We start from the raw sequence: 24618 nt of genomic DNA on the forward strand, positions 1-24618 counted from the left end.
CGGTCAAGGAGGACTGAGGATTTCGTGACCACCATCACCCTGAGCAAGTCAGATGCCGCCGGCGTCAAGAGCGACGCCGTAGTCATCGGCGTGGTCAAACTCGGCGGCGGCGTCACCCTGCCGGCCGGCACCGAGTCGCTGAACGCCGCGTACGGCGGGAAGCTGGTGGAGGTGCTGTCCGGTCTCGGCGCCACCGGCAAGGCCGGCGAGGTGACGAAGGTGCCCGGGCCGCTGCTCGGCAAGCCGGGCAAGTCCGCGACGCTGATCGCGGTGGGTCTGGGTGCGGCGCCCGACGGTGTGCTGAAGACCGAGGACCTGCGGGCCGCGGCCGGCACCGGGGTGCGGGCGGCCAAGATCACGCAGTCGGTCGCGTTCGCTTTGCCGGCGCCGGACGCTGAGTGCGTGCGCGCGGTCGCCGAGGGCGCGCTGATGGGTCGGTACGCGTTCACGGCGTACAAGTCGTCGGACGCCGCGAACGAAGCGCCCGGCAACCTGATCGTGCTGACCGACCTGGCCCGGAACAAGGACGCCAAGGCCGCCCTCGAGCGCGCCCAGGTCACCGCGGACGCCGTCGCGCAGGTGCGGGACTGGGTGAACACGCCGCCGTCGGACCTGCACCCGGCCGAGTTCGCGGCCGACGCGGTCAAGCTCGGCAAGGAGTACGGCGTCAAGGTCGAGGTGCTCGACGAGAAGGCGCTCGCCAAGGGCGGGTACGGCGGCATCCTCGGCGTCGGCCAGGGCTCGAGCAACCCGCCGCGGCTGGTCCGTCTGAGCTACACGCCGAAGAAGCCGGTCACGCACCTGGCGTTCGTCGGCAAGGGCATCACGTTCGACTCCGGCGGCCTGTCGCTGAAGACGTCGACCGGCATGGTGAGCATGAAGTCCGACATGGCCGGCGCCGCCGCGGTGATCGGCGCGACGATCGCCATCGCCCGGCTCGGCCTGCCCGTCCAGGTGACGACGTACGCCGCGATGGCCGAGAACATGCCGTCCGGTTCGGCGGCCCGGCCCTCCGACGTACTGACAATGTACGGCGGCAAGACCGTCGAGGTGCTGAACACCGACGCCGAGGGTCGTCTGGTGCTCGGTGACGCACTCGTCCGGGCCTCCGCCGACCAGCCCGACCTGATCATCGACGTGGCCACCCTGACCGGAGCGTGTGTCGTTGCCCTGGGCACCAAGGTGGCGGGCGCGTTCGGGAACGCCGACACGGCCCGCGACCGGGTCGTCGACGCGGCGATCGCGGCCGGCGAGTCGATGTGGCCGCTGCCGATCCCGACCGAGATGCTCGACAAGCTGAAGTCGCACTCCAAGGTCGCCGACCTGGCCAACATCACCGGCGAGCCGTGGGGCGGCGCCCTCGCGGCGGCCGCCTTCCTCGGCGACTTCGTTGCTGACGGCATCGACTGGGTCCACCTGGATGTCGCCGGCCCCGCCTTCAACGACGGCGGCCCGTCCGGCTACACCCCCACCGGCGGCACCGGGTACGCCGTCCGCACGCTGGTGGAACTCGCCGCCTCAGCGACCTGAGTAGCGAATCTCCAGCATGATGCAGCCGGTCCCCGTCACGTAGGGACCGTGCGGCATCCCCGGCGGCCGGCAGGCGTAGTCGCCGGGGCCGAACGTCTGGCCGAGGGTGAGATCGGTCAGCTCACCCTCGAGCAGATAGACCTCCTCGACGTACTCGTGCCGGATGACCTCGGTGCCGGACGCCGTACCGGGTGCCCAGCGGGCAAGCCTCGTCAGCGTGCCGTCGGCGTCTTCACTGAGCACCTTCTGCGTGATCCCGCCGCCGGCGTCGGTCCACGCGAGGGCATCGGTGGCGAAGAACTCCTTTTGGTCCTTCATGTCAGTCCCAGGCCGGTGCGAGCTGCTCGATCGAGTAAACGACGCGGCTCGTGAGGCCGCGCGGGTCCGTCAGCTCGACCCGCCAGGCGTCGGCGAACTGGTCGACGCCCGGGATCATCGGGATCGTGCCACTGAGCAGCACGGTCCCCGGGACCAGGCGGTCGCCGAGTTCCTTCAGCCAGTACGACGGCGGCAGCAGCTGGGCGAGCGTGCCGTCCTGGATCAACTGCTCTGTGTCGCCGTGGCGGACCCAGGCCTTCAAGGTGAACCGGTCGAGTTCGTCCTCGATCTCCGTCAGCGGCCAGGCGACATCACCGAGCAGGTCCGGCGCGGATTGCTTGCTCCAGGCAACACCGTGCACCTCGAGCGCCCGGTCGGTGTGATCGCACGCGGCCGTGAGCAGGACCTCGTCCTCGCCGACCACCAGCGCCCACTCCGCCTCACCCGACGTCTTGGCGTGGGCGACCTGGACGACGTCCGGCCGCCCGACCAGTGACGCGGACAGCGGGTACAGCGTCGGGATGCGGCGCGGAGCCGGTACGCCGAGGTCGGCCAGCTCGTCCACGTGATGCTGGACCTGCGCGGTGTCGCGGCCGGCGTAGCCCGCGTTCAACGCGTAGCGGACCGTGATCGCCCGCTCAGTCCCGTCGGGCAGGGTGAACCGCATCGTCATCAGGTTCCTCCAGAACTTTTCTCGAATCAGTGCTTGCGTGAACACGTCGTATACAACGAGTATGGGGCATTCCCTCAAGGAGGTCCACCCTGATGTCCAGCGCCCCGCCCGCTCCCCCCGATCGCCGCGGTCTGTACAAAGCCTTCGCCGCGAGCCTGTCCGGCACCTCGCTGGAGTGGTACGACTTCGCCGTCTACAGCTCGGCCGCCGCCCTCGTCTTCGGCGACCTGTTCTTCCCCGGCAGCGATCCGCTGACCGGGACACTGCAGGCGTTCGCGACGTACGCCGTCGGGTACGTCGCGCGCCCGCTCGGCGGCATCTTCTTCGGCCGGCTCGGCGACGTGATCGGCCGCAAACGCGTATTGGTAGCGACCCTGCTGCTGATCGGCGTGGCCACGTTCTGCATCGGTCTGCTGCCGACGCACGCCCAAGCCGGCGCGTTGGCGCCGACGCTGCTGGTCGTACTCCGTTTCGCACAGGGCGTTGGTGTGGGTGGCGAGTGGGGTGGAGCCGTGCTGCTCAGCAGCGAGTTCAGCGAGGCCGGGCAGCGGGGCTTCTGGGCTTCAGCGGCGCAGGTCGGGCCGCCGCTCGGGACGCTGCTGGCGAACGGTGTGCTGGCTGTTCTGGCCGGTGCGTTGTCCGAGGACGCGTTCCTCAGCTGGGGTTGGCGGGTCGCCTTCCTCCTGTCCGCCGTACTGGTCGCCTTCGGTCTGCTGATCCGTTCCAGGCTGGAGGAAACGCCGGTTTTCCGCGAGCTGGAGGCGCGGGGCGATCGGCCGACCGCTCCGGTGTCCGAGGTGCTCCGGACGCAGCGGCGGCCGCTAATTGCGGCGATCCTGGCTCGGGTGGGGCCGGACGTGCTCTATGCGATGTTCGCGGTATTCGTTCTCACGTACGCGACCAAGGAGCTGGGCATGAGTCGCGGCGAGGCAGTGACCGCCGTACTCGTGGGTTCCGCCTTGCAGGTCGTGATGATTCCCTGGTCCGGTTGGCTTTCGGACAGGTACGGGCGTCGCACGATCTACGCGATCGGTGCGGTCGGAGGAGCCGTGTGGAGCGTGGTGTTCTTCGCGATGGCGTCATCCCTGGCGACCGTGTTGCCCGGTGTGGTGATCGGGCTGGTGTTCCACTCGCTCATGTACGGGCCGCAGGCCGCGTTCGTGTCGGAGCAGTTCACCGCGCGGCTGCGATACACGGGGAGCTCGCTGGCCTACACGTTCGCCGGTGTGATCGGCGGTGCGCTGGCGCCGCTGGCGTTCACGTACTTCCTCGCCAAGGCGGGCACGGGCTACGTCATCGCGGCGTACATCATTGTGGCGTGCTCGATCACCCTCGTCGGCCTTCGCCTCGGCCGGGCCGTGCAGGAGGAGTCCCTTGCCGTCAGCCCTGCATGAGGATCGAGCCGGTCGTGCCGAGATGGCTGAGGATCGCCTTCTCGGCCGCGGCCGGATCGCCGCCGGCCAGGCCGTCGACGATGGCCTGGTGCTCGGCGAGAACGTCCTGCCTTCGGGTGGCGCTGCGCTGCAAGGCGACGACGCCGAGGAGCACATGCTTGGACCGCAGGTTCTCGTACAGCCGGCCGAGCACCGAGTTGCCGCCGGCCGCGACGAGGAGCGCGTGGAACTGGCTGTCCAGCTCGATGAACGCCTTCGCGTCGCCTTGTTCGACGATCGCCCGCTGCTGCTCGAGGACGCTCGTCATCGCCTCGACCGGGGCCGCGCCGTCCGCAAGAGAAGTCGACGCGGCCCAGCACTCGATCACGCCGCGGGCCTGCATCAGCTCGGCGATCTCGCGGCCGGGCAGCGGCGCGACGAAGGCACCGCGATGCGGCACGAGCTGGACGAGGTCTTCGGCGGCGAGCATCAGCAACGCCTCGCGGACCGGCGTACGGGAGATGCCGACCTCGGTCGCGACGACCTGCTCGTTGATGAACGTCCCCGACACGGCCGGGTCGCTCAGTACGGTCCCCCGCAGGTATTGATAGGCACGATCACGGCCGGAGTCCCCACTCAATTGCATACTCAATGTATACAGCTTCGGAGGTTCTGATGACAGCCCTGCACGTGGCCGCGGCCCAGATCAGCAGCGGACCAGACCCGGTTGCCAACCTGGCCGCGGCGACCGGCGCCGTCCGGCAGGCGGCTGCCGGAGGAGCCGAGTTGGTCATTCTCCCCGAAGCCACGTCGGCCTGCTTCGGGACCGACCTGCGCTCGATCGCCGAGCCGTTGGACGGACCGTTCGCCACCGGTCTGCGGAAGGTCGCGGCGGACGCCGGGGTCGTGGTGGTGGCCGGCCTGTTCGAGCCGTCGGAGGACGGACGGGCGCACAACACGCTCCTCGTCACGGGACCCGGCGTGGAAACGTCGTACCGGAAGATCCATCTGTACGACGCTTTCGGGTCGCGCGAATCGGACACAGTTGCTCCGGGCAACGAGCTCGTCACGTTCGGGTGGCGGGACGTGACGATCGGGCTGGCGACCTGCTACGACCTGCGGTTCGCCGACCAGTTCACCGCGCTCGGGCGGCTCGGGGCGGAGCTGATCGTCGTACCGGCGTCTTGGGGTGCGGGGCCGGGTAAAGAAGAACAGTGGGATCTGCTGACGCGGGCTCGCGCCGCGGACGCTCAGGCGTGGTTGCTGGCGTGCGACCAGGCGTATGTGCCGCCGGTCGGCACGGATCCGCTGGGGATCGGGCGCAGCAGCCTGACCACTCCCCTGGGTCAGACCCACACCAGGCTCGGCGCCGGCGCCGAGACGTTGCACGCTGTAGTCGAGCTGTCGGTCGTCGCAGCAGTCCGTGCGCGAGTCCCGATCCTCTGACGCTTACGCGAGACCGTTCTTCTTCATACGGGCGTTGTACTCGCGCATCCGGGGCGGGTAGCCGACCACGGCCGCGTCGTACGACGGGATGCCGAGCTTGTTCGCGAAATCGTGCGCCCACTTGACCGACGGGACCCGGCGGCGGGTCCACTCACCGTCGAGCGCGACCAGCACCATCGTGTACTCCGTGACCGCCGTCCGCGGCTCGACGAACCCCTCGACGCCCTGGCGGGTCTGGGCGAACTCACGCAGGTGCGCCTGGTCGGGAGTGTCCGACCGGCGCATCGTTCCGGCCTTCTGCCGGCGACCGAACCACTTCATGGGAGTAAGTGTCCACTATCTGTGCAAGTCCGTGCCGAAATCCTGGATAACGGTTCCAGCCGCTCCCGGCCCGCCCGCCACGAGCGGCCCGGGGATGGATCCGGGCGTGATCGGTGACAAGATGACGCCGGGCCGGGACCGCGATCCGGGACCGCCCCCGACCAGATCCACGGCCTTGGACCCACGGAGGAACCTGTGACTGACAGCGGTACTGAAACTGGTACGACGTACGACCTGGTGATTCTCGGTGGAGGCAGCGGTGGCTACGCCGCCGGGCTGCGCGCGGCGACCCTCGGCCTGTCCGTGGCGCTGGTGGAGAAGGACAAGGTCGGCGGAACCTGTCTGCACCGCGGGTGCATCCCGACGAAGGCGCTGCTGCACGCCGCGGAGGTGGCCGACTCGGCCCGCGACGGCGAGCAGTTCGGAGTCCGGACGACGCTCGAGGGCGTCGACATGGGCGGCGTGAACAAGTACAAGGACGGCGTCGTCGACCGGCTGTTCAAGGGACTGCAGGGCCAGTTGAAGGCCCGCGGCATCACCGTGATCGAGGGCGAGGGGCGGCTGACCTCGCCCACCACGGTCCAGGTCGGCGACACGACGTACACCGGCCGCAACGTCATCCTTGCCTCCGGCTCCTACTCCCGTTCGCTGCCCGGTCTCGAGCTCGACGGGCACCGAGTGATCGCCAGCGAGCACGCGCTCACGCTCGACCGGGTCCCGGAGTCCGCGGTGATCCTCGGCGGCGGCGTGATCGGCGTCGAGTTCGCGTCCGCGTGGACGTCGTTCGGGACCCGCGTGACGATCGTCGAAGCATTGCCGCGGCTGGTCCCGGCCGAGGACGCGGACTGCTCGAAGACTTTGGAGCGCGCGTTCCGGAAGCGGAAGATCGCGTTCAAGACCGGTACGGCGTTCGAGTCGGTCGCGGTGACCGATTCCGGCGTACAGGTGACTGTCGCCGGTGGCGAGGTGATCGAGGCCGAGGTACTGCTGGTCGCCGTCGGCCGGGGACCCAACACCACGGGCCTTGGGTATGAAGAGGTCGGCGTCGCGCTCGACCGCGGGTTCGTCACCGTCGACTCGACGCTGCAGACCAGCGTGCCGGGCGTGTACGCCGTCGGCGACATCGTGCCGGGGCTGCAGCTTGCGCACCGCGGGTTCCAGCAGGGCATCTTCGTCGCCGAGCACCTCGCGGGCCTCGCGCCGACGCCGATCGACGAGGCCGGCATCCCGCGCGTCACGTACTCCGAGCCCGAGGTCGCGTCGGTCGGGCTGACCGAGGAGCAGGCCCGCGCTCGCTACGGCGAGGTGGAGATCCTGAACTACAACCTCGGCGGGAACGGCAAGTCGCAGATCCTCAAGACTGCCGGCTTCGTGAAGCTGGTCCGCGCTCGCGACGGCGCGGTCGTCGGGCTGCACATGGTCGGCTCGCGCGTCGGCGAACTGATCGGCGAGGCGCAGCTGATCTACAACTGGGAGGCGTACCCGGCCGACGTCGCACCGCTGATCCACGCGCACCCGACCCAGAACGAAGCCCTCGGCGAGGCCCACCTCGCACTCGCCGGGAAACCTTTGCACTTCCATGACTGAGAGGGTGTCTCCCAAGACACCCTCCAACCTGCTGGACCGTCCCAGTAAGTTGGAGCTGCAGGAGCGTGAAGGATGCCCGTGACCCGGATCCCGACCGCTCCGGCGGCACCGTAGGCTGACACTCGACCGATCAGACGAAGGAGCAACGACCGTCATGCCGACCTCTGTATCCCTGCCGGCCCTCGGGGAGAGCGTCACCGAAGGAACCGTCACCCGCTGGCTCAAGCAGGTCGGTGACACGGTTGCCGTGGACGAACCCCTGCTGGAGGTCTCGACCGACAAGGTCGACACCGAAATCCCGAGCCCCGTCGCCGGCACCCTTCTCGAGATCAAGGCCGCCGAGGACGAGACCGTCGAGGTCGGCGCCGAACTCGCCGTGATCGGCGACGCCGGCGAGGCCGGCTCCGCTCCGTCGGCCCCCGCCGAGCCCGCGGCAGACCCCGCGCCGGCCGCTGCTCCTGCTCCGGTCGAGTCCGCTCCGGCTCCGGTTGCCGAGGCTCCGGCCGCCGCGCCTGCTCCGGCGCCTGCTCCCGTTGCTGAGGCTCCTGCTGCGGCCGAGGCCGCGCCGGCTGCTGGTGCTTCCGGTACGTCGGTGACGCTGCCCGCGCTGGGTGAGAGCGTGACCGAGGGAACCGTCACCCGCTGGCTGAAGCAGGTCGGCGACGACGTGGCCGTCGACGAGCCGCTCCTCGAGGTCTCCACCGACAAGGTCGACACCGAGATCCCGAGCCCGATCGCCGGCAAGCTCCTGGAGATCAAGGTCGCCGAGGACGAAACCGTCGAGGTCGGCGCCGAACTCGCCATCGTCGGCTCCGGCGCAGCCGCCCCCGCCGATTCGGCTCCCGCCGCGGCTCCGGCTCCTGCTGCTCCCGCCCCGGCTCCTGCCGCAGCTCCGGCCCCGGCTGCTGCTCCCGCCCCGGCTCCGGCAGCTCAGGCTCCGGTTGCTCAGGCCCCGGCTACTCAGGCTCCGGCTGCTCAGGCTCCGGTTGCTCAGGCTCGTGCGCCGCAGGCGGCTCCGGCCGCGGCTGCGCCGGCTCCCGCGGCAGCCCCGGCTCCTGCGGTGTCTCCGAACGGCTCTTCCGACAGCTCGAACTACGTCACCCCGCTGGTCCGAAAGCTCGCGGCGGAGCACGACGTCGACCTGAACGCCGTACAGGGCACCGGCGTTGGCGGCCGTATCCGCAAGCAGGACGTCATCACCGCCGCCGAGGCCAAGAAGGCAGCCGCGGCAGCACCCGCTCCGGCAGCCCAGGCCGCGGCCCCTGCCGCAGCAGCGAAGGCCCCGGTCGTCAGCCCGCTGCGCGGCACCACCGAGAAGATGAGCCGGATCCGCAAGGCGATCGCGGCCCACATGGTCAACAGCCTGAAGGTCTCGGCCCAGCTGACCACGGTCGTCGAGGTCGACGTCACCGAGATCTCGAAGCTGCGGAACAAGAAGAAGGCCGAGTTCGAGGCCCGCGAGGGCGTCAAGCTGTCCTTCCTCCCGTTCTTCGCGCTCGCCGCGGTGGACGCGCTGAAGCAGTACCCGAAGCTCAACGCCTCGATCGACGAGGAGAAGGGCGAGATCACGTACCACGCGGCCGAGCACCTCGGCATCGCGGTGGACGTGGAGCGCGGCCTGATGGTCCCCGTCGTACACAACGCCGGCGACCTGAACATCGCCGGCCTGGCGAAGAAGATCGCCGACCTCGCCGACCGCACCCGCAACAACAAGGTGCTGCCGGACGAGATGGCGGGCGGCACGTTCACCATCACCAACACCGGTAGCCGGGGCGCGCTGTTCGACACCCCGATCCTGAACCAGCCGCAGGTCGGCATGCTCGGGACCGGCGCGGTGGTGAAGCGCCCGGTGGTCATCACCCACCCCGAGCTCGGCGAGACGATCGCGATCCGGCAGATGGTGTACCTGGCGCTGACCTACGACCACCGCCTGGTCGACGGCGCCGACGCGGCCCGCTACCTGACGGCGGTCAAGCAGCGCCTCGAAGAGGCCCAGTTCGACGTCTGATCCGAACGGACACCCGGCGCCGGTGCCTGTCTCCCCGGAGGCGGCCACCGGCGCCGTTGTCTTTGAACCGGTTGTCTTTGATCCGGTTGTCTTTGATCCGATTGTCTTGATGCCGCGGTCGTGACCCGAGAAGGAGCAGAACGGATGAAGTACGTGCTGGCCGGCGCCTCCGGCTTCCTCGGCAAGGCCCTCGCCCGCGACTTGGTTGCCAACGGCCACCAGGTCCTCCGACTGGTACGCCGTACGCCGTCGACGCCGGACGAGGTGCGCTGGGACCCCGCCCGGGGCGATCTCGACCCGGCCGCCCTGGGTGATCCCGACGTACTGGTCAACCTGGCCGGCGCGAACATCGGCCGCCCGTGGACACCGACGTACCGCCTGAAGATCCGGGAGAGCCGCGTCGCGACGACCGCGACCCTGGCCGCGGTGGCAACCCAGCTCGACCGCCGGCCGGTGCTGATCACGCAGAGCGGGATCGGCGGCTACGGCACCGACCTCGGCGATCACATCCTGACCGAGGACTCCGAGCTCGGCGAGGGCTTCCTGGCCGACGTCGTACGGCTGTGGGAAGGCGCGCTCGAGCCCGCCCGCGCAGCAGGCAGCCGGGTCGCCTCGCTGCGCACCGGCGTCGTACTCGACCGCAAGGCCCCGGCGTTCCAGCTCCTCTCGCTCCCTTTCCGCATCGGCCTCGGCGGCCGCCTCGGGCCGGGAACCCAGTACTTCCCGGTGGTCTCCCTCACCGACTGGATCCGCGCCGTCCGGCACGTCGCCGAGAACGACAGCGTGAGCGGCCCGGTGAACGTCTCCTTGCCGACACCGGCCACGAACCTCGAACTGACCGAGGCCCTCGCAACCGCCCTCCACCGCCCCTCCGCCGTGCCGGTGCCCGCATTCCTCATGAAGGCCGCCCTTGGCGAGTTCGCCTGGGAACTCCTGGGCAGCAAACGAGCCCTCCCAACCCGCCTCCAATCCACCGGCTTCACCTTCCACCACCCCACCATCACCACCGCAATCTCCGCCGCCCTCGCCTAGCCCGCACTGCGATTCACACCAGCGCCATTCCAGGGACTCGCTTGCGGATGGCCTCCATCTCGGCCTCGTCGGAGATGCCCTGCCAGTCGTACCGCGGCGTGTACGGAACCTCCAATGCACGGACGTCGTCGTCGGTGAGCTCGACCTCCAGCGATGCCACGGCGTCGTCGATCTGCTGAATCGAGCCGGCGCCGACCAGCGGTGCGGTCACAACCGGCTGGAGGCGCAGCCATGCGAGCGCGATCTGCGCACGGCTGACGCCGTGCTCTTGCGCGACCTCTCCGACCGCCTCGATGATCGCGCGGTTGGAGGCCTCCTGCTCCGGCGAGTAGAGCAGGTCCGCGTAGGCGCCGTCGGTCTCGGAGCGAGCCGTTGACCTGGCGTCGCCCCAGCTCCGGCCGAGCCTGCCGCGAGCCAGCGGCGACCAGACGATCGTGCCGACACCTTCGTCCAGGCACAGCGGGATCATCTCCCGCTCTTCCTCACGAGCGAGCAGGTTGTAGTGGTCCTGCATCGACACGAATCGCGCCCAGCCGTTCTGTTGCTGCAGGTTGAGCGCCTTGGCGAACTCCCAGGCGTGCATCGACGAGGCGCCGAGGTACCGGACCTTGCCGACCTTGACGAGATCGCTGAGTGCCTCGAGCGTCTCCTCCCACGGAGTCGCGTGATCGTTGCGGTGGATCTGGTAGAGGTCGATGTAGTCGGTGCCGAGTCGGCGCAGCGAGTGGTCGACCTCGGTCATCACCGCCTTGCGCGACAGGCCGCGGCCGTTCGGGCCGAGCCGCATCGGGTGCCGGAGCTTGGTCGCGATCACGACGCCGTCGCGGTCGGCGTGGTCCCGGAGCGCGCGACCGAGGATCTCCTCACTGGACCCGTTCGAGTACATGTTCGCGGTGTCGAAGAAGTTGATGCCCGCATCCAGCGCGTGCCGGATCAGCGGCCGCGCCGCCTCCTCGCCCTTCGACCAGACGGGATGGCCGCGGTCGGGTTCGCCGTACGTCATCGCGCCGATCGCGATCGGTGACACGTCGAGGCCGGTGGTGCCGAGCTTGATGTATTGCATGATGCTCCTTAAGCTAATTGGAGAACTCTCCGCTTACCGTAGTGGAGAGCTCTCCACTTAGCAAGCGAGGAGCTCATGGTTCGTTCGGACGCCCGGGAGAATCGGGCACGCATCGTCGCCGCCGCCCGTGAGGCGTTCGCCGAGGACGACCGCACGTCGATGAACCAGGTGGCTCAGCGCGCGGGGGTCGGCGCCGGCACCTTGTATCGGAACTTCCCGACCCGGGAGGCGCTCGTACTCGCCGTCTACCAGGACGAGGTCGACCGCATCACCGGCGCCGTGCCGGAGCTGCTCGCCGAACTGCCCCCGGTCGAAGCGCTCCGAAAGTGGACGACCGGACTGGTTGAGGCGATGCGCAGGAAGCACGGCCTCGGTGACGCGCTCAGCCCAGCCGCGCACAAGGAGATCAGCGAGCAGACCTATCGGCCGGTCGTTGCGGCTATCACCGAACTACTCGACGCCGGCAAGAAGGACGGCAGCATCCGCGAGGACGCCGACCCCGGCGACTTCCTCCAACTCACCGGCGCCCTCTGGCGCGCCACCACCCACCCCGAGGACCGAGCCCCCCACATGCTCGCCGTCATCCTCGACGGCCTCCAACCCCACTAGACCAGTCGCCAGGCCTCGTCTGGTCGGTTGGTTGGGGGCAGGGCGATGAGCATGACCCGCCTGGTTCCAGCCATCGGTAGGCGCCGTCGGGTCAAGACAGCTGACTGATTACCTGCGCCCTCCAGGTAACTTCGAGGGAAGCCGTTGCCAGGCGCCGGATCTCGGTGAAGGGTCGCGAGAGGGGAACCCCGATATGACAGTCACACCGAAGGCGACTGCGCGGTACGACGGTCTCGCCGAGTGGTACGACGAGCACAACGCTGACGCGGCTGACTCCAATCGTGAACCTCTGGTGGATCTGCTGGGGTCGCGAGACGGTCTGTGCCTGGATCTTGGTTGCGGGACGGGACAGAATCTGCAGACGTTGCGCAGTACGGGGCGCACCGTCGTTGGTCTTGAATACTCTGCGGACCAGTTGGGACTCGCTCGGCAGCGCGTGGTCCATGGCGAGGCGCTGGTGCAGGGCAACGCCGCTGGTCTGCCGTTCGCCGACGGTGTCTTCTCTACTGTCGCGATTCTGTGGCTCTCCACTGACGTCGACGACTTCGCCGCTGTCCTGCGCGAGGCGGCTCGCGTCCTGCAGCCGAGTGGGGTGGTCGTGTTCTACGGGGCGCACCCTTGCTTCAACGGTCCCCACACCGAGAGCCGTTCCGATGGCGGGCGCATCGTGCACCCGACGTACCGCACGGTCGGCTGGCATCCTCCGGCGCCGTGGTGGGGCGAGGGCGGTATTCGCCAGCGCCTCGGCATGCGTCACGTACCGCTTGCCGACCTCCTCAATGCATTTGCCGGTGCGGGCCTGACAATTACCCGCACCGTAGAGCCCCGCACCGACCCGGTTCCCTGGGTTCTGGCGCTGCGCGCCGAGAAGCGTTAGCTCGCAGAAACAGGAGCCGCTCACGGATGGCAGCCGGTGGTGGTGCCGCGCCGGTTTATGGCCTGTGACCGGTGTCGTCCTGGTTGGATTGCTGGGTGGCGATTCTCTTTGTTGATCTGGAAACCACGAGTGTTCGGGAACCTTGGCTGCCGGGTGGTCGGCAGATCTGGCAGTTGGCGGTCATTCGGCGCGAGGACGACGGGCGGGAGACGGCGTACAACCGGTTCGTCCGGTTGGACGAGCTGGATCTGTCGGCCGCTACCGAGCGGGCGTTGGAGATCAGCCGCTTTCATCGCCACCCTTCGCTGAACGGATCCGAGGTGGAGGTCAGCAGCGGTCGGGACGTCGCGGAGCTGATGGTTGAGCTCACCGCCGACGAGCCGTTGTGGGTGGGCGCCGCACCGTGGATGGATGCGACTGATGTTCTGCATCTGATGTATCTCAACGGATTGGTCGCGGAGGATGCGGCGGACGTGCCTTGGGACTTTCGGCTTGTGTGCGTGATCAGCGAGCTGTTGGGCCGGACGAACCTGCCGCCGACCGCGGATGTTGGCGAGATGTCGGCGATCGTCGGCATCGACCAGTCCTCGTATGCGATTCACGATGCGCTGGCGGATACCTACTTCGTACGGGACGTGTTCGACGCACTGCACCGGGCGAGCTGGGGGACGTCGCGCCTGGTTCGGTGGGTCAGGGTTGGGTGATTGTGGTGATGTGCCAGGTCTGGGTGGGTTGACGAGCCGAGCTGCGTGAGGGGGCGGAGCGTGGGCGTGCCGGTTGGTGGGCCGCGTGGTGCGGGGGAAACCTTGAGGGATCTGGTGCCGTGGGAGGTGAAAACCTCCAGGGTCTCGGCGCTGGTCTGGGGAGCTGGGAGTGGGGCGTTCTGCTGATCGGTTCAGGTGGGTAGCGTTCCCCAGCTCCTGCCGGCGAGTGGTGCGATGCGATCGGCTGGTGGCGACTCCAGCTCAGACCGGCGGGTGGTAGCGGCCCCGACCCGCTGCGTAGCACGGGACGCACGCTGAGGATCAGGCGCCGCACCTCGTCAGGGTTGGGTGATTGTGGTGATGCGCCAGGTGTGGGTGGGTTGACGGGCTGCGCCGCGTGAGGGAGCCGCGGTGCGTGGGGTGGTCGTCAGGGTGATCAGTCTGGTGGCTGAGGGGCCGGGTGGGAGTGGGGTTGTGGTGCCCGTGTGGTCGACTGCTTGGCCGGCTGTTAGGTGGTCGGTGGTTTTGAGGGTGACTGTGGTCGCCGTGCGACGGGTGATTGCGGTGCTTTCGATCGTGATCCGGAGTCCTTGGATGCGGACGTTCTGTTTGCGGTAAGCGGACAGGAGTGCGCGGTCGGTGCGCCAGGGGGCGCTGCCTGGGACGTAGATGCGGTCGAGGGCGTTGAGGTCGAGGGTCCAGAAGGCCTGGGCGCGTTGGGCGTCCAGGGCTTGGAGCGTTTGGATCCAGGTCGCCAGCTCTGCTGAAGATGCCGTCGATTCGGAAGGTGGCGCTGAGGTCGTGGCTCGGGTCGCCGACAGTTGGGTGGTCTTCGGGTGCGCAGTCGTTGGGCGGGCGGTGGTGGGCGACTGCGTGGGCGACTGGGTGGGCGGGGCCGCGGTTGTGCGTTGGGCTGTGGACTGCGGGGCGGTGGGGTCTGGTTGTGCGGTTGCTGGGGTGTCGATGGTGCGGAGTGTGGCGACGGCGATCGCGAGCACGATGATCGCGGCCAGGGCGGCTGCGGCGAGGACGCCGTACGCGGGGTGTGGGAGTCGGCGGAGGGTGGTGAGGGCGACAAACCGGGTGCGGCGGGACTTGGTCCGGCGGTTGGAGCGGACGCGCTTCGAGCGGGCTTTGGCGGTACGTGCGGTGGGGTGCGGGCGCTTTGGTTGCGTGAGCGGTGACGTTGGTGGATCTGCTGGAGGTGGGGCGAGCGGCGTACGCGAGGCGGAGGGCGCATCGTCGTCGTCTGCAGATCCCCCCGAAGACGTTGGAGGGTGGGGTGGAGTGCTCGGCGTTGGGGCGTCGGTGAGGGGGGCTAGGTCTATGGGGGTGGCGGGGGTGTGGGTCAGGAGGCGGTGAGGGAGGGATCTGAGGGGGGTGGTGATGAGCAGCGCGGGCGGGAAGGGCTTGGGGTGGGCGCTGACGGAGTGGGCGAGGGTGGCGAGGGCCTGCTGGTCGGTGGTGGGGTCGCTGGGGCGGAGGGCGGCGTCGGTGAGGACCGGGCGGCCGTCGGCGTCGAAGAGGACGTTTTCGGGGGTGATGGAGCCGTGGGCGAGGTTGGAGTCGTGGAGGCGGGCGAGGGCGTCGGCGAGCGGGGCGAGGAGGGTGACGAGTTCGCCGCGGGACAGCGGGCCGCGGCGGTTGAGGAGGGCGGCGAGGCTGCCGGCGGCCAGGTGCTGGGTGATCAGGATCCAGCCGGTCTCGGTCTCGCGGTACTCGAGTAGTTGCGCGACATGCGGGTGCCGGAAGCGGGACAGCATGCTGAAGTCCTCGCGGAGCCGCCCGCTGTCGGCGTACGCGCTGTGTGGGAGGTGTTTGAGCACGGCGTTGCGGCCCGAGGCGCGGTCCCGGACCTGCCAGACGGTGCCGGCCGGTCCGGACCCGAGCTCGCGGCGCAGGCTGTAGCCGGTGAGGTCTGCGAGGTCCATGTCCAAGAGGATGCACCGATCGCGACCTCGCCCGTCGAAGTTATCCACAGCCCAGGGCGCCGGCCCCGACCAGGCGCCGCCTACACTCGAAGGCGTGAGGGCTATCAGGTACGTGGAAGCCGGATTCGGCGCCGACGCGGTGGACTACGAGACCGCGTGGGCCGAACAGCGACGACTGCACGCGGAGGTTGCCGAGGGCACCGGCTCGGACACGGTGATCCTGCTCGAGCACCCACCGGTCTATACGGCGGGCAAGCGCACTCAGCCGGAGGAGCGGCCGTTCGACGGTACGCCGGTGGTCGACGTGGACCGTGGCGGCAAGATCACCTGGCACGGCCCTGGGCAACTGGTCGGGTATCCGATCGTGAAGCTCGCCTCACACGTGTACGTCGTGGACTACGTCCGGCGGCTCGAGGAGGCGCTGATCGGCGTCTGCGCCGAGCTCGGTGTGAAGACCGGCCGGGTCAAGGGCCGCAGCGGCGTCTGGGTCGCGGCCGACGACCGCGGCCGGGAGCGGAAGATCGCCGCGATCGGCATCCGGGTCGCGCAGGGCGTGACCATGCACGGCTTCGCGCTGAACTGCAACAACGACCTGGCGTGGTTCGACCGGATCGTCCCGTGCGGTATCTCGGACGCCGACGTGACCACGCTCTCCAAGGAGCTCGGCCGCGAGGTCACGACCACCGAGGTCCTCGACGCCGTACGCCGGCACCTCGACGAGTTCCTCGCGTGGAACGAGTACGAGCGCAGCCCGGACATCGACCACCACGAGGAACCGCCGACCGCGATCACCTACGGGTTGACCGTCTGAGGCTCCAGACCTACCTCCGCGCGCCATTCGGCGTGCAACGAGCGCAACCGATCGGCGATCTCCGGCTGCACTGACAGGTGGTTGGTCTGCTCGCCGATGTCGTCGGCCAGGTTCGCGAGGAACCAGCCCTCCCCCATCGGCGCGTGTTCGTAGTCGCGCAGATGCCTGGTGTTGGCGTCGTCGGCCACCCAGCTGAGCTTCCACTCCCCCGACCGCACCGCCCACTGGAACCCGCAGTCCCAATGCAGGTTCTGGTGCGCTACCTCGGCGGTCCCTGCGAGTACGGGCAGGATGTCGACGCCGTCGGCACCAGCCACGGTCGCGCCCGCCGCTGCGGCCAGCGTGGGGACCAGGTCCATCGTGCTGACAAGTGCGTCCGTACGACGTCCTGCCGGCAGCTGGTCCGGCCAGCGCCAGAGCATCGGGATGCGGATGCCGCCGTCCCACAGCGTGTACTTCGTCCCACGCAGCGGCGCGTTGTCGCCGAAATTGCAGGTCGACCCGCCGTTGTCCGTCACGTACACGACGATCGTGTCGTCACCTGCCAGGTCGAGCAGCCGTCCGATCTCCGCGTCCATCAGCTCCAGCTGGGCGAGGTAGTACTCCCGCCCGTGCGGCAGATTCGGCACGATCACGTCGTCGTACCACTCCATAAAGGGGCCATCCGAGTCAGGTGACCAGTCGCGGAAGGCCGGGAGCCCGCGTGCTTCCAGTTCGGAGTCCGGCAGCTGCCAGCAGAAGTTGTGGACGGCGTTGAACGCCACCATGCAGAAGTACGGCCGCTCGTCATCCGCATCCATGAACTCAGCCGCGCGGCGACCGAACTCGGCGGTCAGGAAGCCCTCGTGCTCAACCGGCTCATCCCCTGACAGCAGAGGCTGCACAGCCATGTGGTGCGCGGCCGGCTGACCGTACGACTCGACTGACTCGTCAGAGTGATGCAGGTAGTTCAGCCGCCCGAAGGACTGCCCTGCCAGCCCGTAGAGCGTCTCCTCGAACCCGTGGTGCGGCGGACACGCCCTGTCCCCCACGTCCTCTTTCCCGTAGTGCACCTTGCCGAAGTACCCCGTCCGGTGCCCCTGGTCGCGCAGGATCTCCGCAAGCGTCGGTACGTCGTCCGGCGGGAACGCGGCCGAGTCGAACCATTGGCCGCCCCACCGCTGCTGGTACCGCCCGGAGATGATCGACGCCCGTGACGGGCTGCAGATCGGCGCGGTCACGTAGGCGTCGGTGCAGCTCACCCCCTCCGCGGCAAGCCGGTCCAGAGCCGGAGTGCGTACGTCGGCGTGCACCCCGAGTCCACCGCGGTCGGCGTACCCGTGGTCGTCGGAAACGATCAGCAGAATGTTCGGAGTGGGCAACAGCTCATCCTCTCGAAAGGCGCGCGGCCTGGTCCGACTTTCGCACGGACATCGGTCGCGTCAGGGTCCAGCAGCAATCTCAGCTCAGCATCCAGCCGCCGCACCAGAGCCGTCTCACCGGACAGGTCGTGGGTGGTTGAACAGGAAGTGGTGGGCTCGAACAGGCAATAACCTGTTCAAGCACCCGCGAGCCGGTGGCCTCCCCCGCGAACTGGTCGAGTCGGCCAGCGGCGCGATCGGCAGGCCCGATTCCACCGTCTGGACACCATCGCAGGGGTTCTCCCCTGCTGTTGAGGGTTCTCCCCTCGTGTACGAGCAGAGAACCCACAACTGCAACGGATATCCCCAGCAGTTACAGGCCGGGCGGGGTTGTTCGATGCCCTCGGCCACTGGCCGGCCGGCGTTCCACGGATCTCAGGTAGGGCAAACGGTTGCCTGTCCGCGTGTGCCGAAGTGTCTGCGGGGTGTAGCCGCAGTTCGTCGCTACCTTGGGGGTGTGTCCAAATTTCTTGGGTTCTTGCTCGGCGTAGCCGTTGCTCTGGCCGGACCGGCCGTGTTCGGAGTCCTTGCGGCGCCGGGTGGTATCGAGCTGAACGCGAAGGGGATGGCGCTTGCCTTCGGCATCGGCGCGCTGGTCTTCTGGGCCGTGGTGTCGTACTTCTCCGGTGCCGGCGCGCTGGGGGCGTTCCTCTCCTTCGGCGCCCTGATCTACTGCTGGCTCTGGATCCCGAACCGGACCACGAACTTCCTGAACGACGTCCCCGGCGTCACCAACGGGATGATCGACGGGTCGAAGCAGTACACGCTGAACGGCGTGGTGCCGATCCTCGGGGTGATCTCGCTGGTGTACGCGGTCCAGCTGATCGTCCGCGGCGTCCAGCGCCGGCGGCGGGAGCGGGCCGACGCCGAGCGGCTGCAGCGCGAGCAGGAAGCCGCGCAGGCGCAGCAGGAGGCGGACGTCGCGGCCGTGTATCCGGTTGCCGGAGGCACCTATCAGGCGCCGGCGGCGTACGAGAGTCACACGCGGTACGACGACCTGTTCGACGAGCCCGAGGTGGCGCAACCGCGGAACCAGGCCGACGACCAGACGCGGCAGTTCCCGGTCGGCGAGGCGGAGGAGTTCGACCACACCCGGCAGTTCCCCGAGGCAGATGCCGAAAGCAACAACCCCGGCGAGGAGACGGTCATCGCACCGCCTCCAGCAGCCGAGGAGCCGGCCGTAGAGCAGGCACCCCCGGCAGCCGAGGTGAACGAGCCGACACAGCCGGTGGAAGCGCTCGAGGCGGCCGCGCCGGTGGAGGCGACACAGCCCATGGAGCCGGTGAAGGCGGAGCCCGCGGCTGCACCGGTCGAGGAGCCCAAACCAGCTGAGGCCAAGCCCGAGGCGGTTGCGCCCGTTGAGGTGACTCAGCCGGTGGAGCCTGAGCCGCAGGCGGCCGCGCCGGTTGAGGAGACCCAGCCGATGCAGGCGACGCCCGAGGCGGTGACCCCGGTCGAGGAGACCAAGCCGGTCGAGCCCAAGCCCCAGGCGGCTGCACCAGTTGAGGAGACGCGGCCTGTCGAGAAGCAGGCTGAGCGGCGGGTTTTGCCTCGGGAGCAGGTGGGGTCTCAGTATCGGGAGCGGATGGAGGACCCGGAGGACACCGGGGAGTTCCACCTCGCGTTCGAGAGCCCGGTGGTCAAGCCCGCCTAGAGCGGGTCAGGCGACGTGCATGCGCTGCTGGTGCTGGTCCCGGCGCGCATGCTCGGTGATGGCCTCGTCGTACGCCGCACTCGCCATCTGGAGCACGTCGCCCGCCATCTGGGCCCGCGGTGAGTCAGTGCTCCAAGCGAGCACCAACTTCCGATGAATCGGATCACCCACGAGAGTGCGCGTGGTGACGTCAGCGGAAAGCATCCGGTACGACGTGGGCGAGATGAGCGCCACGCCCTGACCGCTGGTCACGAACCCCATCAGCACCGACGTGTCGACCGAATGATGCTCCACCCGAGGCTGGAACCCAGCCGCCTCACACGCCGCCCGGAACAGCACATGGAACCCGCTGTCGTCCGGCGGCTCACCGATCCACTCCTCGCCCGACAGCAACGCCAGGTCGACCTCACCCCGCGCCCGCGTCGCCTCCGCCACCGGGTGATCCGCCGACAAGGCGACGTACGCCGACTCGGACTCGACGACCGTGATGGATTCGACCCCGGCCGGCAGCCGCAGCTCGAACCCGGGAAACTCCCGCAATAGCGCGAAGTCCAGCCGCCCGCTCTCCAGCTGCTGCAGGAGCACGCTGGTGGACCACTCGACCTCGATGCTGACCTGCTCGATCTCGCCGTGAGCGCGGAGCCGGGACGCGATCCCGGACATCGGCGCGGTCGGGAACCCGCCGAGGCGGACCGCCGACGACTCGACCGCGGTCATCGCGGACACGGTCGCCGACAGGTGGTCGACGTCGACCAGGATGGCCCGCGCGCGATCGACGGCGTACCGGCCGAGCGGTGTCGGCTTCACACCGGTACGGGAACGTTCGAACAGCTCACCGCCGAACGCTGCCTCGATCCGCTTCAGCTGCGCGGTCAGGCTCGGCTGGCTGACCTTGAGCCAACGGGCGGCCCGACCGACGGACCCCGCTTCTGCCACCAGGACCACCACCCGCAGGTGGCGCAGCTCAACGTTCATGCGTTGAGACCGTAGTCGAGGTCTACACACAGCACACAGCGACCCTACATTGCGGTTTCGTCACAGCCGGGTCCAAACCTGTAACGCCGGACCCGGCCATGACGATTAGCTACTTCGCTTCGAGCGCAAGCGCCTCGCGGTATCCGAGGCGACGGCCGGTCTGCAGCAGCGTGCGCTCGTACAGCCGCGCGCCCATCCGGACGATCAGCACGGTGGCGGCCAGCAGCAGCGCGATGGCGACCAGCGGCTGCCAGATCGGCACGTCCTCGGTGAGCATCCGGCCCGGCATCGACATCGACGACGCGATCGGGACGAACGACGCCACGGTCTTGGCCGACGACCCCGCGAACACCGAGAAGAAGAACGGGATCATCAGGATCATCTGCCCCGGCAGCGTGGTCGACCCGAGGTCCTCCTGCCGCGTCGCCAGCGAACCGGCGACCGCCCACAGCCCGGCCAGCGCGACGAACCCGAGCACGAAGAACACCACGAACCACCCGGCGACCGGCGCGACCACTTCGAGGATGTCGGCCTGGTCGGTGGCGAGCAGCCCGATCAGCGACGCACCCGCGATCACCACGATCTGGGACAGCGCCAGCACCGTGTTGCCCAGCACCTTCCCCCACAGCAGCGACCGGATCGGCACCGCGGCGGCGAGGATCTCGACGACCCGGCTCTCCTTCTCCTGTACGACGCTCTGCGCGATCATCATCCCGAATCCGAGCGCTGTCATGTAGAAGACCAGCGCCAGCCCGATGTTCACGAAGTCCGAGACCAGATCCGGCAACGGGCCCGGTTTCAGCAGCTGCAACGAGACCTTCGTACCGGCGTGCAGCTCCGCCGGGGTCAGTCCCGCCTTCCCGGCGTTCGTTTCCATCCCGACCGCGGCGGCCGCCTCACGCAGGGCGCCTTCGACACCAGTGTCGACGCGGTCCTTGCCGAGTACGACGTACCCGTCCGTGTCCGGCAGCAGCGCCGCCTTCACCTTGCCGTCGGTGACGGCCTTCTCGGCGGCCGGCCGGTCGGCGAATCGCGTCGCTTCGTACCCGTCGCCGCCCGCCGTCGCCGATGCCGTCTGAACGACCTTCTGGCTTGCGTCGTCGATGACCGCGATCTTGTCCGGGCCGCCCTGGCCGGCGAGGATCGCGGGCAGGATCACCGCAACCATCACGATCAGCAGCATCACCAGCGTCGAGCCGATGAACGTCTTGTCCCGCAGCTTCGTGGTGATCTCGCGCTCCGCGATCAGCACCCACGGCCTGTCCAGGGTCTTCATCGGGTCGCCTCCCGGAAGACGTCGCTCAGCGCCACCCGCTCCGGCCCGAACTCGAGCACCGGTCCGCGGCTGATCGCCTCCTGCAGGATCTTCTGCTCCACCGCACCGTCGAGTACGTCGAACAGCGCCGTACCGCCGGCCACATCGCGCACCTGGATCCCTCGCACATCACGCAGCCACCCGGCGTCGCCGTCCACGACCAAGCGGTACGTCGACGTGGGCCCGGCCGCCAACTCGGACACGGCGCCCGCGGCAACGACCTTGCCCCGGGACAATACGACGAGGTCGTCGCACAGGCGCTCGACCAGGTCGAGCTGATGGCTGGAGAACAGCACCGGCACCTCGGGCGTCACCTCCTCGCGGAGCAGGTCGACCATCGCATCGACGGCGAGCGGATCGAGGCCGCTGAACGGCTCGTCGAGCACGAGCGCGATCGGCTCGTGCACCAGCGCGGCCGCGATCTGCACGCGCTGCTGGTTGCCCAGCGACAGCGTCTCGAGTACGTCGGTAGCGCGCTCGGCGAGTCCGAGCCGCCCGAGGATCTTGTCGGTCCGCGCGGCGGCGCGCTCCGGGTCGAGCCCGTGCAACCGGCCGAAGAACACCAGCTGGTCGCGGATCTTCATCTTCGGGTACAGCCCGCGTTCCTCGGGCATGTAGCCGAAGTCCCGGCGTACGTCCTGCGTCAGCGGCTGGTCCTGCCACCGCACCTCGCCGGCCGTCGCGGCCAGGACGCCGAGGATGATCCGCATCGTCGTCGTCTTCCCGGCCCCGTTGGCCCCGACGAATCCGGTCATCCGTCCCGGTACGACGTCGAAGGTCACGTCGTCCAGCGCCAGATGATCACCGAACCGCCGGGTGAGCCCAGCCACCCTCAGCATGTGTCACCGTTCCCATCAGCTTCCAGCCCCCGGCCGGGCGTTCGCCCGACCCTGACAACGCTAACGAGAAGCGCCCTACCCACACGTCGCCCGCACGGCTGATCACCCACGTCATCCGCACGGCGGACCCGTTGCGTCCGAAGATCTGTGGCGTGGGAGGCACAGTTCTTCGGACGTAAGCGTCTGCGGTCAGGCGGTGGGGTCGTCTCCTGGGGTGACGAGGCCGCATTCGTAGGCGAAGACGACCGCCTGGACGCGGTCGCGGAGGCCGAGCTTCAGGAGTACGCGCGACACGTGGGTCTTGACCGTTGCCTCGCCGACGTACAGCTGGTTGGCGATCTCGGTGTTGGTCAGGCCGCGGGCGATCAGCCCGAGCACCTCGCGTTCGCGCTCGGTCAGCTCCGCGAGCAGGTCCGGCCGGTACACCCGCTCGCCCTTGCCGGCGAACCGCTTGATCACCCGCCGGGTCACCTCGGGCGCGAGCAGCGCGTGGCCGGAGTGCACGACCTGGATCGCCTCCACCAGGTCCTCGGGCGCGGTGTTCTTGAGCAGGAAGCCGCTCGCGCCGGCCCCGAGCGACTCGAAGAGGTAGTCGTCACGGTCGAACGTGGTGAGGATGACGACCTTCCCGGCGTCCTCCGCGACGATCCGCTGGGTCGCGCTGATCCCGTCCATACCGGGCATCTGGACATCCATCAGTACGACGTCCGGCCGCAACGCCAGCGCCAGCTCGATCGCCTTCTCGCCGTCCGCGGCCTCGCCGACCACCTCGATCTCCGGCTCGACCGACAGGATCATCCGGAACCCGGCGCGCACCAGGTCCTGATCGTCCACCAGCAGAACCCGCATGGGGTCAATCACCAGCAACTCCCATTGGATTGTTCAGCGGGATCCGGACCCGGACGCGGAATCCTCCCACGGGACGCGGGCCGATCTCGCTCTCGCCGCCGAGCAGGCCGACCCGTTCGCGGATCCCGACATGGCCGAGCCGGCTACCCACCGGAGCGTGTTTCGGGCGGCCGTCGTCGAGTACCTCGAGCTCGACCGCGTCGCCGAGATAACGCAGTGTGACATGGGCGCTGCGGGCCGTCGAGTGCTTGCGGACGTTCGCGAGCGCCTCCTGCGCGATCCGGTAGACCGACACCGACACGGTCTTGGGCAGCTCGGCCGGCGATCCGATCTGGTGGAAGCCGACCTCGAGACCCAGGCTGTTCGCCTCCGCGATCAGCGCCGGCAGCCGGTCCGCGCCGGCCTGCGGCTCTTTCGGATCCGGCGTACCGACGTCGAGGTCGGGGTCCGCCGAGCGGAGCATGCCGAGCAGCTGGCGCATCTCGTTCACCGCGCTCCGGCTGGACTCCTCGATCACGTTCAGCGCGTTCTTCGCCGCTTCCGGGTCGGTGTCCATCACCCGCCGGGCGCCGCCGGCCTGGATGCCGATGCTGCTGATGTGGTGGGCGACGACGTCGTGCAGCTCGCGGGAGATCCGCAGCCGCTCGTCGATCACCGCGCGCCGCGAGTTCGCCTCCTGCTGCGCCGCCAGCTCGGTCGCCTGCTGTTCGAGCTCGAACCGCTGCCGCGCGGTCGCCCACGCGGTGCGGCCCCAGAAGTACGCACCGAAGAAGTAGAGGACGTTCAACGCGACGGCAAGCACCACATTCGAGACGTACGGCGAGAACAGCGCGTGGTTCGGTCCTTCGATCGAGTTGTTCTGCAGCGCCTTGACGAAGTTGATCGTCAGCCAGCCGAACATCACCAGGAACACGACCGCGACCGCTGCCTTCATCAGCCGCCGGTCGCGGGACCACGCCACCGCCGCGTAGATCGCCATGAACATCGTCGCCTGGGTGACCAGGTTGCCGCCGAACCCGAACAGCGCCCGCTCGCCGTTCAGCACGAACAGCACCGCGACCACCAGCACCACCGGGATCGGCCACCGGCGCCGGAAGCACAGCGGCAGCGCGATCGCCGCGCTGAGCACGTACGGCTCGACACCGCCGATGCCGAGGCCGACGTGGGTCGGCGAGCCGCCGCGGGCGAGTTCGGTGCCGAGCAGGGACGCCAGCGCCATCCCGAGCCCGAGGAGTACGTCGTACCGCTGCTCGCGCCGGGTCGGCGCGGGCCGGATCCAGGTACTCGCGGACATAGCCCATAA

Annotated in this window: 23 protein-coding genes; 11 read left to right on the forward strand and 12 right to left on the reverse strand. The window is 69.0% G+C overall.

Annotation, left to right across the window (positions count from 1 at the left end; genetic code table 11):
* Positions 1 to 24 precede the first annotated feature (24 nt).
* Positions 25 to 1530, forward strand: coding sequence for a leucyl aminopeptidase (locus tag ACWF0M_RS19865; protein ID WP_452237154.1), 1506 nt, complete (start codon positions 25 to 27; stop codon positions 1528 to 1530).
* On the opposite strand, the gene ACWF0M_RS19870 is transcribed toward ACWF0M_RS19865, so the two are convergent.
* Both ACWF0M_RS19870 and ACWF0M_RS19875 read right to left on the reverse strand, forming a co-directional pair.
* Complete coding sequence (locus ACWF0M_RS19870) at positions 1519 to 1848, reverse strand: cupin domain-containing protein (protein WP_452237155.1); 330 nt, start codon at positions 1846 to 1848, stop codon at positions 1519 to 1521. The two genes, ACWF0M_RS19865 and ACWF0M_RS19870, sit on opposite strands and share 12 nt — an antisense overlap.
* Position 1849: 1 nt before the next feature.
* Entirely contained in the window at positions 1850 to 2521 is a 672-nt protein-coding gene (locus tag ACWF0M_RS19875) for a DUF2848 domain-containing protein (protein ID WP_452237156.1), read from the reverse strand.
* Positions 2522 to 2613: 92 nt separating this feature from the next.
* Here ACWF0M_RS19875 and ACWF0M_RS19880 point away from each other — a divergent pair, with 92 nt between their 5' ends.
* Entirely contained in the window at positions 2614 to 3915 is a 1302-nt protein-coding gene (locus tag ACWF0M_RS19880; protein WP_452237157.1) for an MFS transporter, read from the forward strand.
* On the opposite strand, the gene ACWF0M_RS19885 is transcribed toward ACWF0M_RS19880, so the two are convergent.
* Positions 3902 to 4540 (reverse strand): GntR family transcriptional regulator, encoded by a 639-nt coding sequence (locus tag ACWF0M_RS19885; protein WP_452237158.1) that lies wholly within the window; start codon positions 4538 to 4540, stop codon positions 3902 to 3904. The two genes, ACWF0M_RS19880 and ACWF0M_RS19885, sit on opposite strands and share 14 nt — an antisense overlap.
* Positions 4541 to 4569: 29 nt before the next feature.
* Here ACWF0M_RS19885 and ACWF0M_RS19890 point away from each other — a divergent pair, with 29 nt between their 5' ends.
* Positions 4570 to 5340, forward strand: coding sequence for a nitrilase-related carbon-nitrogen hydrolase (locus ACWF0M_RS19890; RefSeq protein WP_452237159.1), 771 nt, complete (start codon positions 4570 to 4572; stop codon positions 5338 to 5340).
* Positions 5341 to 5343: 3 nt separating this feature from the next.
* On the opposite strand, the gene ACWF0M_RS19895 is transcribed toward ACWF0M_RS19890, so the two are convergent.
* Positions 5344 to 5661, reverse strand: coding sequence for a hypothetical protein (locus ACWF0M_RS19895; protein ID WP_131342419.1), 318 nt, complete (start codon positions 5659 to 5661; stop codon positions 5344 to 5346).
* 195 nt (positions 5662 to 5856) lie between these two features.
* On the opposite strand from ACWF0M_RS19895, the gene lpdA reads away from it, so the two are divergent.
* The 3 genes from lpdA to ACWF0M_RS19910 all read left to right on the forward strand — a co-directional run bounded on the left by lpdA (position 5857) and on the right by ACWF0M_RS19910 (position 10288).
* Complete coding sequence (gene lpdA, locus ACWF0M_RS19900) at positions 5857 to 7248, forward strand: dihydrolipoyl dehydrogenase (RefSeq protein WP_452237160.1); 1392 nt, start codon at positions 5857 to 5859, stop codon at positions 7246 to 7248.
* A gap of 154 nt (positions 7249 to 7402) precedes the next feature.
* Entirely contained in the window at positions 7403 to 9256 is a 1854-nt protein-coding gene (sucB, locus tag ACWF0M_RS19905) for a 2-oxoglutarate dehydrogenase, E2 component, dihydrolipoamide succinyltransferase (protein WP_452237161.1), read from the forward strand.
* A 144-nt stretch (positions 9257 to 9400) separates the two neighbouring features.
* Positions 9401 to 10288: a TIGR01777 family oxidoreductase gene (locus ACWF0M_RS19910; RefSeq protein WP_452237162.1), complete on the forward strand. Its 888-nt coding sequence runs from the start codon at positions 9401 to 9403 to the stop codon at positions 10286 to 10288.
* Positions 10289 to 10301: 13 nt separating this feature from the next.
* Here the strand turns inward: ACWF0M_RS19910 and ACWF0M_RS19915 are convergent, their stop codons facing one another.
* On the reverse strand, positions 10302 to 11351 hold the full coding sequence (locus ACWF0M_RS19915; protein ID WP_452237163.1) for an aldo/keto reductase: 1050 nt from the start codon (positions 11349 to 11351) through the stop codon (positions 10302 to 10304).
* A gap of 75 nt (positions 11352 to 11426) precedes the next feature.
* On the opposite strand from ACWF0M_RS19915, the gene ACWF0M_RS19920 reads away from it, so the two are divergent.
* From ACWF0M_RS19920 to ACWF0M_RS19930, 3 genes are all read left to right on the forward strand, one after another.
* A complete protein-coding gene (locus tag ACWF0M_RS19920; protein WP_452237164.1) occupies positions 11427 to 11960 on the forward strand; it encodes a TetR/AcrR family transcriptional regulator in 534 nt (177 codons plus the stop codon).
* A gap of 193 nt (positions 11961 to 12153) precedes the next feature.
* Positions 12154 to 12837 (forward strand): class I SAM-dependent methyltransferase, encoded by a 684-nt coding sequence (locus tag ACWF0M_RS19925; RefSeq protein ID WP_452237165.1) that lies wholly within the window; start codon positions 12154 to 12156, stop codon positions 12835 to 12837.
* 95 nt (positions 12838 to 12932) lie between these two features.
* Positions 12933 to 13541, forward strand: a complete 609-nt coding sequence (locus ACWF0M_RS19930; RefSeq protein WP_452237166.1) for a hypothetical protein — start codon at positions 12933 to 12935, stop codon at positions 13539 to 13541.
* A 338-nt stretch (positions 13542 to 13879) separates the two neighbouring features.
* Here ACWF0M_RS19930 and ACWF0M_RS19935 read toward each other — a convergent pair whose 3' ends face one another.
* Complete coding sequence (locus ACWF0M_RS19935; protein WP_452237167.1) at positions 13880 to 15472, reverse strand: protein kinase domain-containing protein; 1593 nt, start codon at positions 15470 to 15472, stop codon at positions 13880 to 13882.
* Positions 15473 to 15566: 94 nt separating this feature from the next.
* On the opposite strand from ACWF0M_RS19935, the gene lipB reads away from it, so the two are divergent.
* Positions 15567 to 16283: a lipoyl(octanoyl) transferase LipB gene (gene lipB / locus ACWF0M_RS19940; RefSeq protein WP_452237168.1), complete on the forward strand. Its 717-nt coding sequence runs from the start codon at positions 15567 to 15569 to the stop codon at positions 16281 to 16283.
* Here lipB and ACWF0M_RS19945 read toward each other — a convergent pair.
* Positions 16265 to 17644: a sulfatase family protein gene (locus tag ACWF0M_RS19945; RefSeq protein ID WP_452237169.1), complete on the reverse strand. Its 1380-nt coding sequence runs from the start codon at positions 17642 to 17644 to the stop codon at positions 16265 to 16267. The genes lipB and ACWF0M_RS19945 overlap by 19 nt on opposite strands.
* Before the next feature lie 496 nt (positions 17645 to 18140).
* Here ACWF0M_RS19945 and ACWF0M_RS19950 point away from each other — a divergent pair, with 496 nt between their 5' ends.
* Positions 18141 to 19337 carry a hypothetical protein gene (locus ACWF0M_RS19950; protein WP_452237170.1) on the forward strand — a complete coding sequence of 399 codons (1197 nt, stop codon included), beginning with the start codon at positions 18141 to 18143 and terminating at the stop codon, positions 19335 to 19337.
* A gap of 6 nt (positions 19338 to 19343) precedes the next feature.
* Here the strand turns inward: ACWF0M_RS19950 and ACWF0M_RS19955 are convergent, their stop codons facing one another.
* The 5 genes from ACWF0M_RS19955 to ACWF0M_RS19975 form a co-directional block, all read right to left on the reverse strand.
* Positions 19344 to 20312: a LysR family transcriptional regulator gene (locus ACWF0M_RS19955; protein ID WP_452237171.1), complete on the reverse strand. Its 969-nt coding sequence runs from the start codon at positions 20310 to 20312 to the stop codon at positions 19344 to 19346.
* A gap of 109 nt (positions 20313 to 20421) precedes the next feature.
* Positions 20422 to 21588 carry an ABC transporter permease gene (locus ACWF0M_RS19960; RefSeq protein WP_452237172.1) on the reverse strand — a complete coding sequence of 389 codons (1167 nt, stop codon included), beginning with the start codon at positions 21586 to 21588 and terminating at the stop codon, positions 20422 to 20424.
* On the reverse strand, positions 21585 to 22466 hold the full coding sequence (locus ACWF0M_RS19965) for an ABC transporter ATP-binding protein (RefSeq protein ID WP_452237173.1): 882 nt from the start codon (positions 22464 to 22466) through the stop codon (positions 21585 to 21587). Before ACWF0M_RS19965 ends, ACWF0M_RS19960 begins: the two co-directional genes overlap by 4 nt.
* Positions 22467 to 22655: 189 nt before the next feature.
* Positions 22656 to 23315: a response regulator gene (locus tag ACWF0M_RS19970; RefSeq protein WP_452237190.1), complete on the reverse strand. Its 660-nt coding sequence runs from the start codon at positions 23313 to 23315 to the stop codon at positions 22656 to 22658.
* A 4-nt stretch (positions 23316 to 23319) separates the two neighbouring features.
* Complete coding sequence (locus ACWF0M_RS19975) at positions 23320 to 24609, reverse strand: sensor histidine kinase (RefSeq protein WP_452237174.1); 1290 nt, start codon at positions 24607 to 24609, stop codon at positions 23320 to 23322.
* Between the last annotated feature and the right edge of the window lie 9 nt (positions 24610 to 24618).

The organism is Kribbella sp. NPDC055110, from assembly GCF_053607525.1.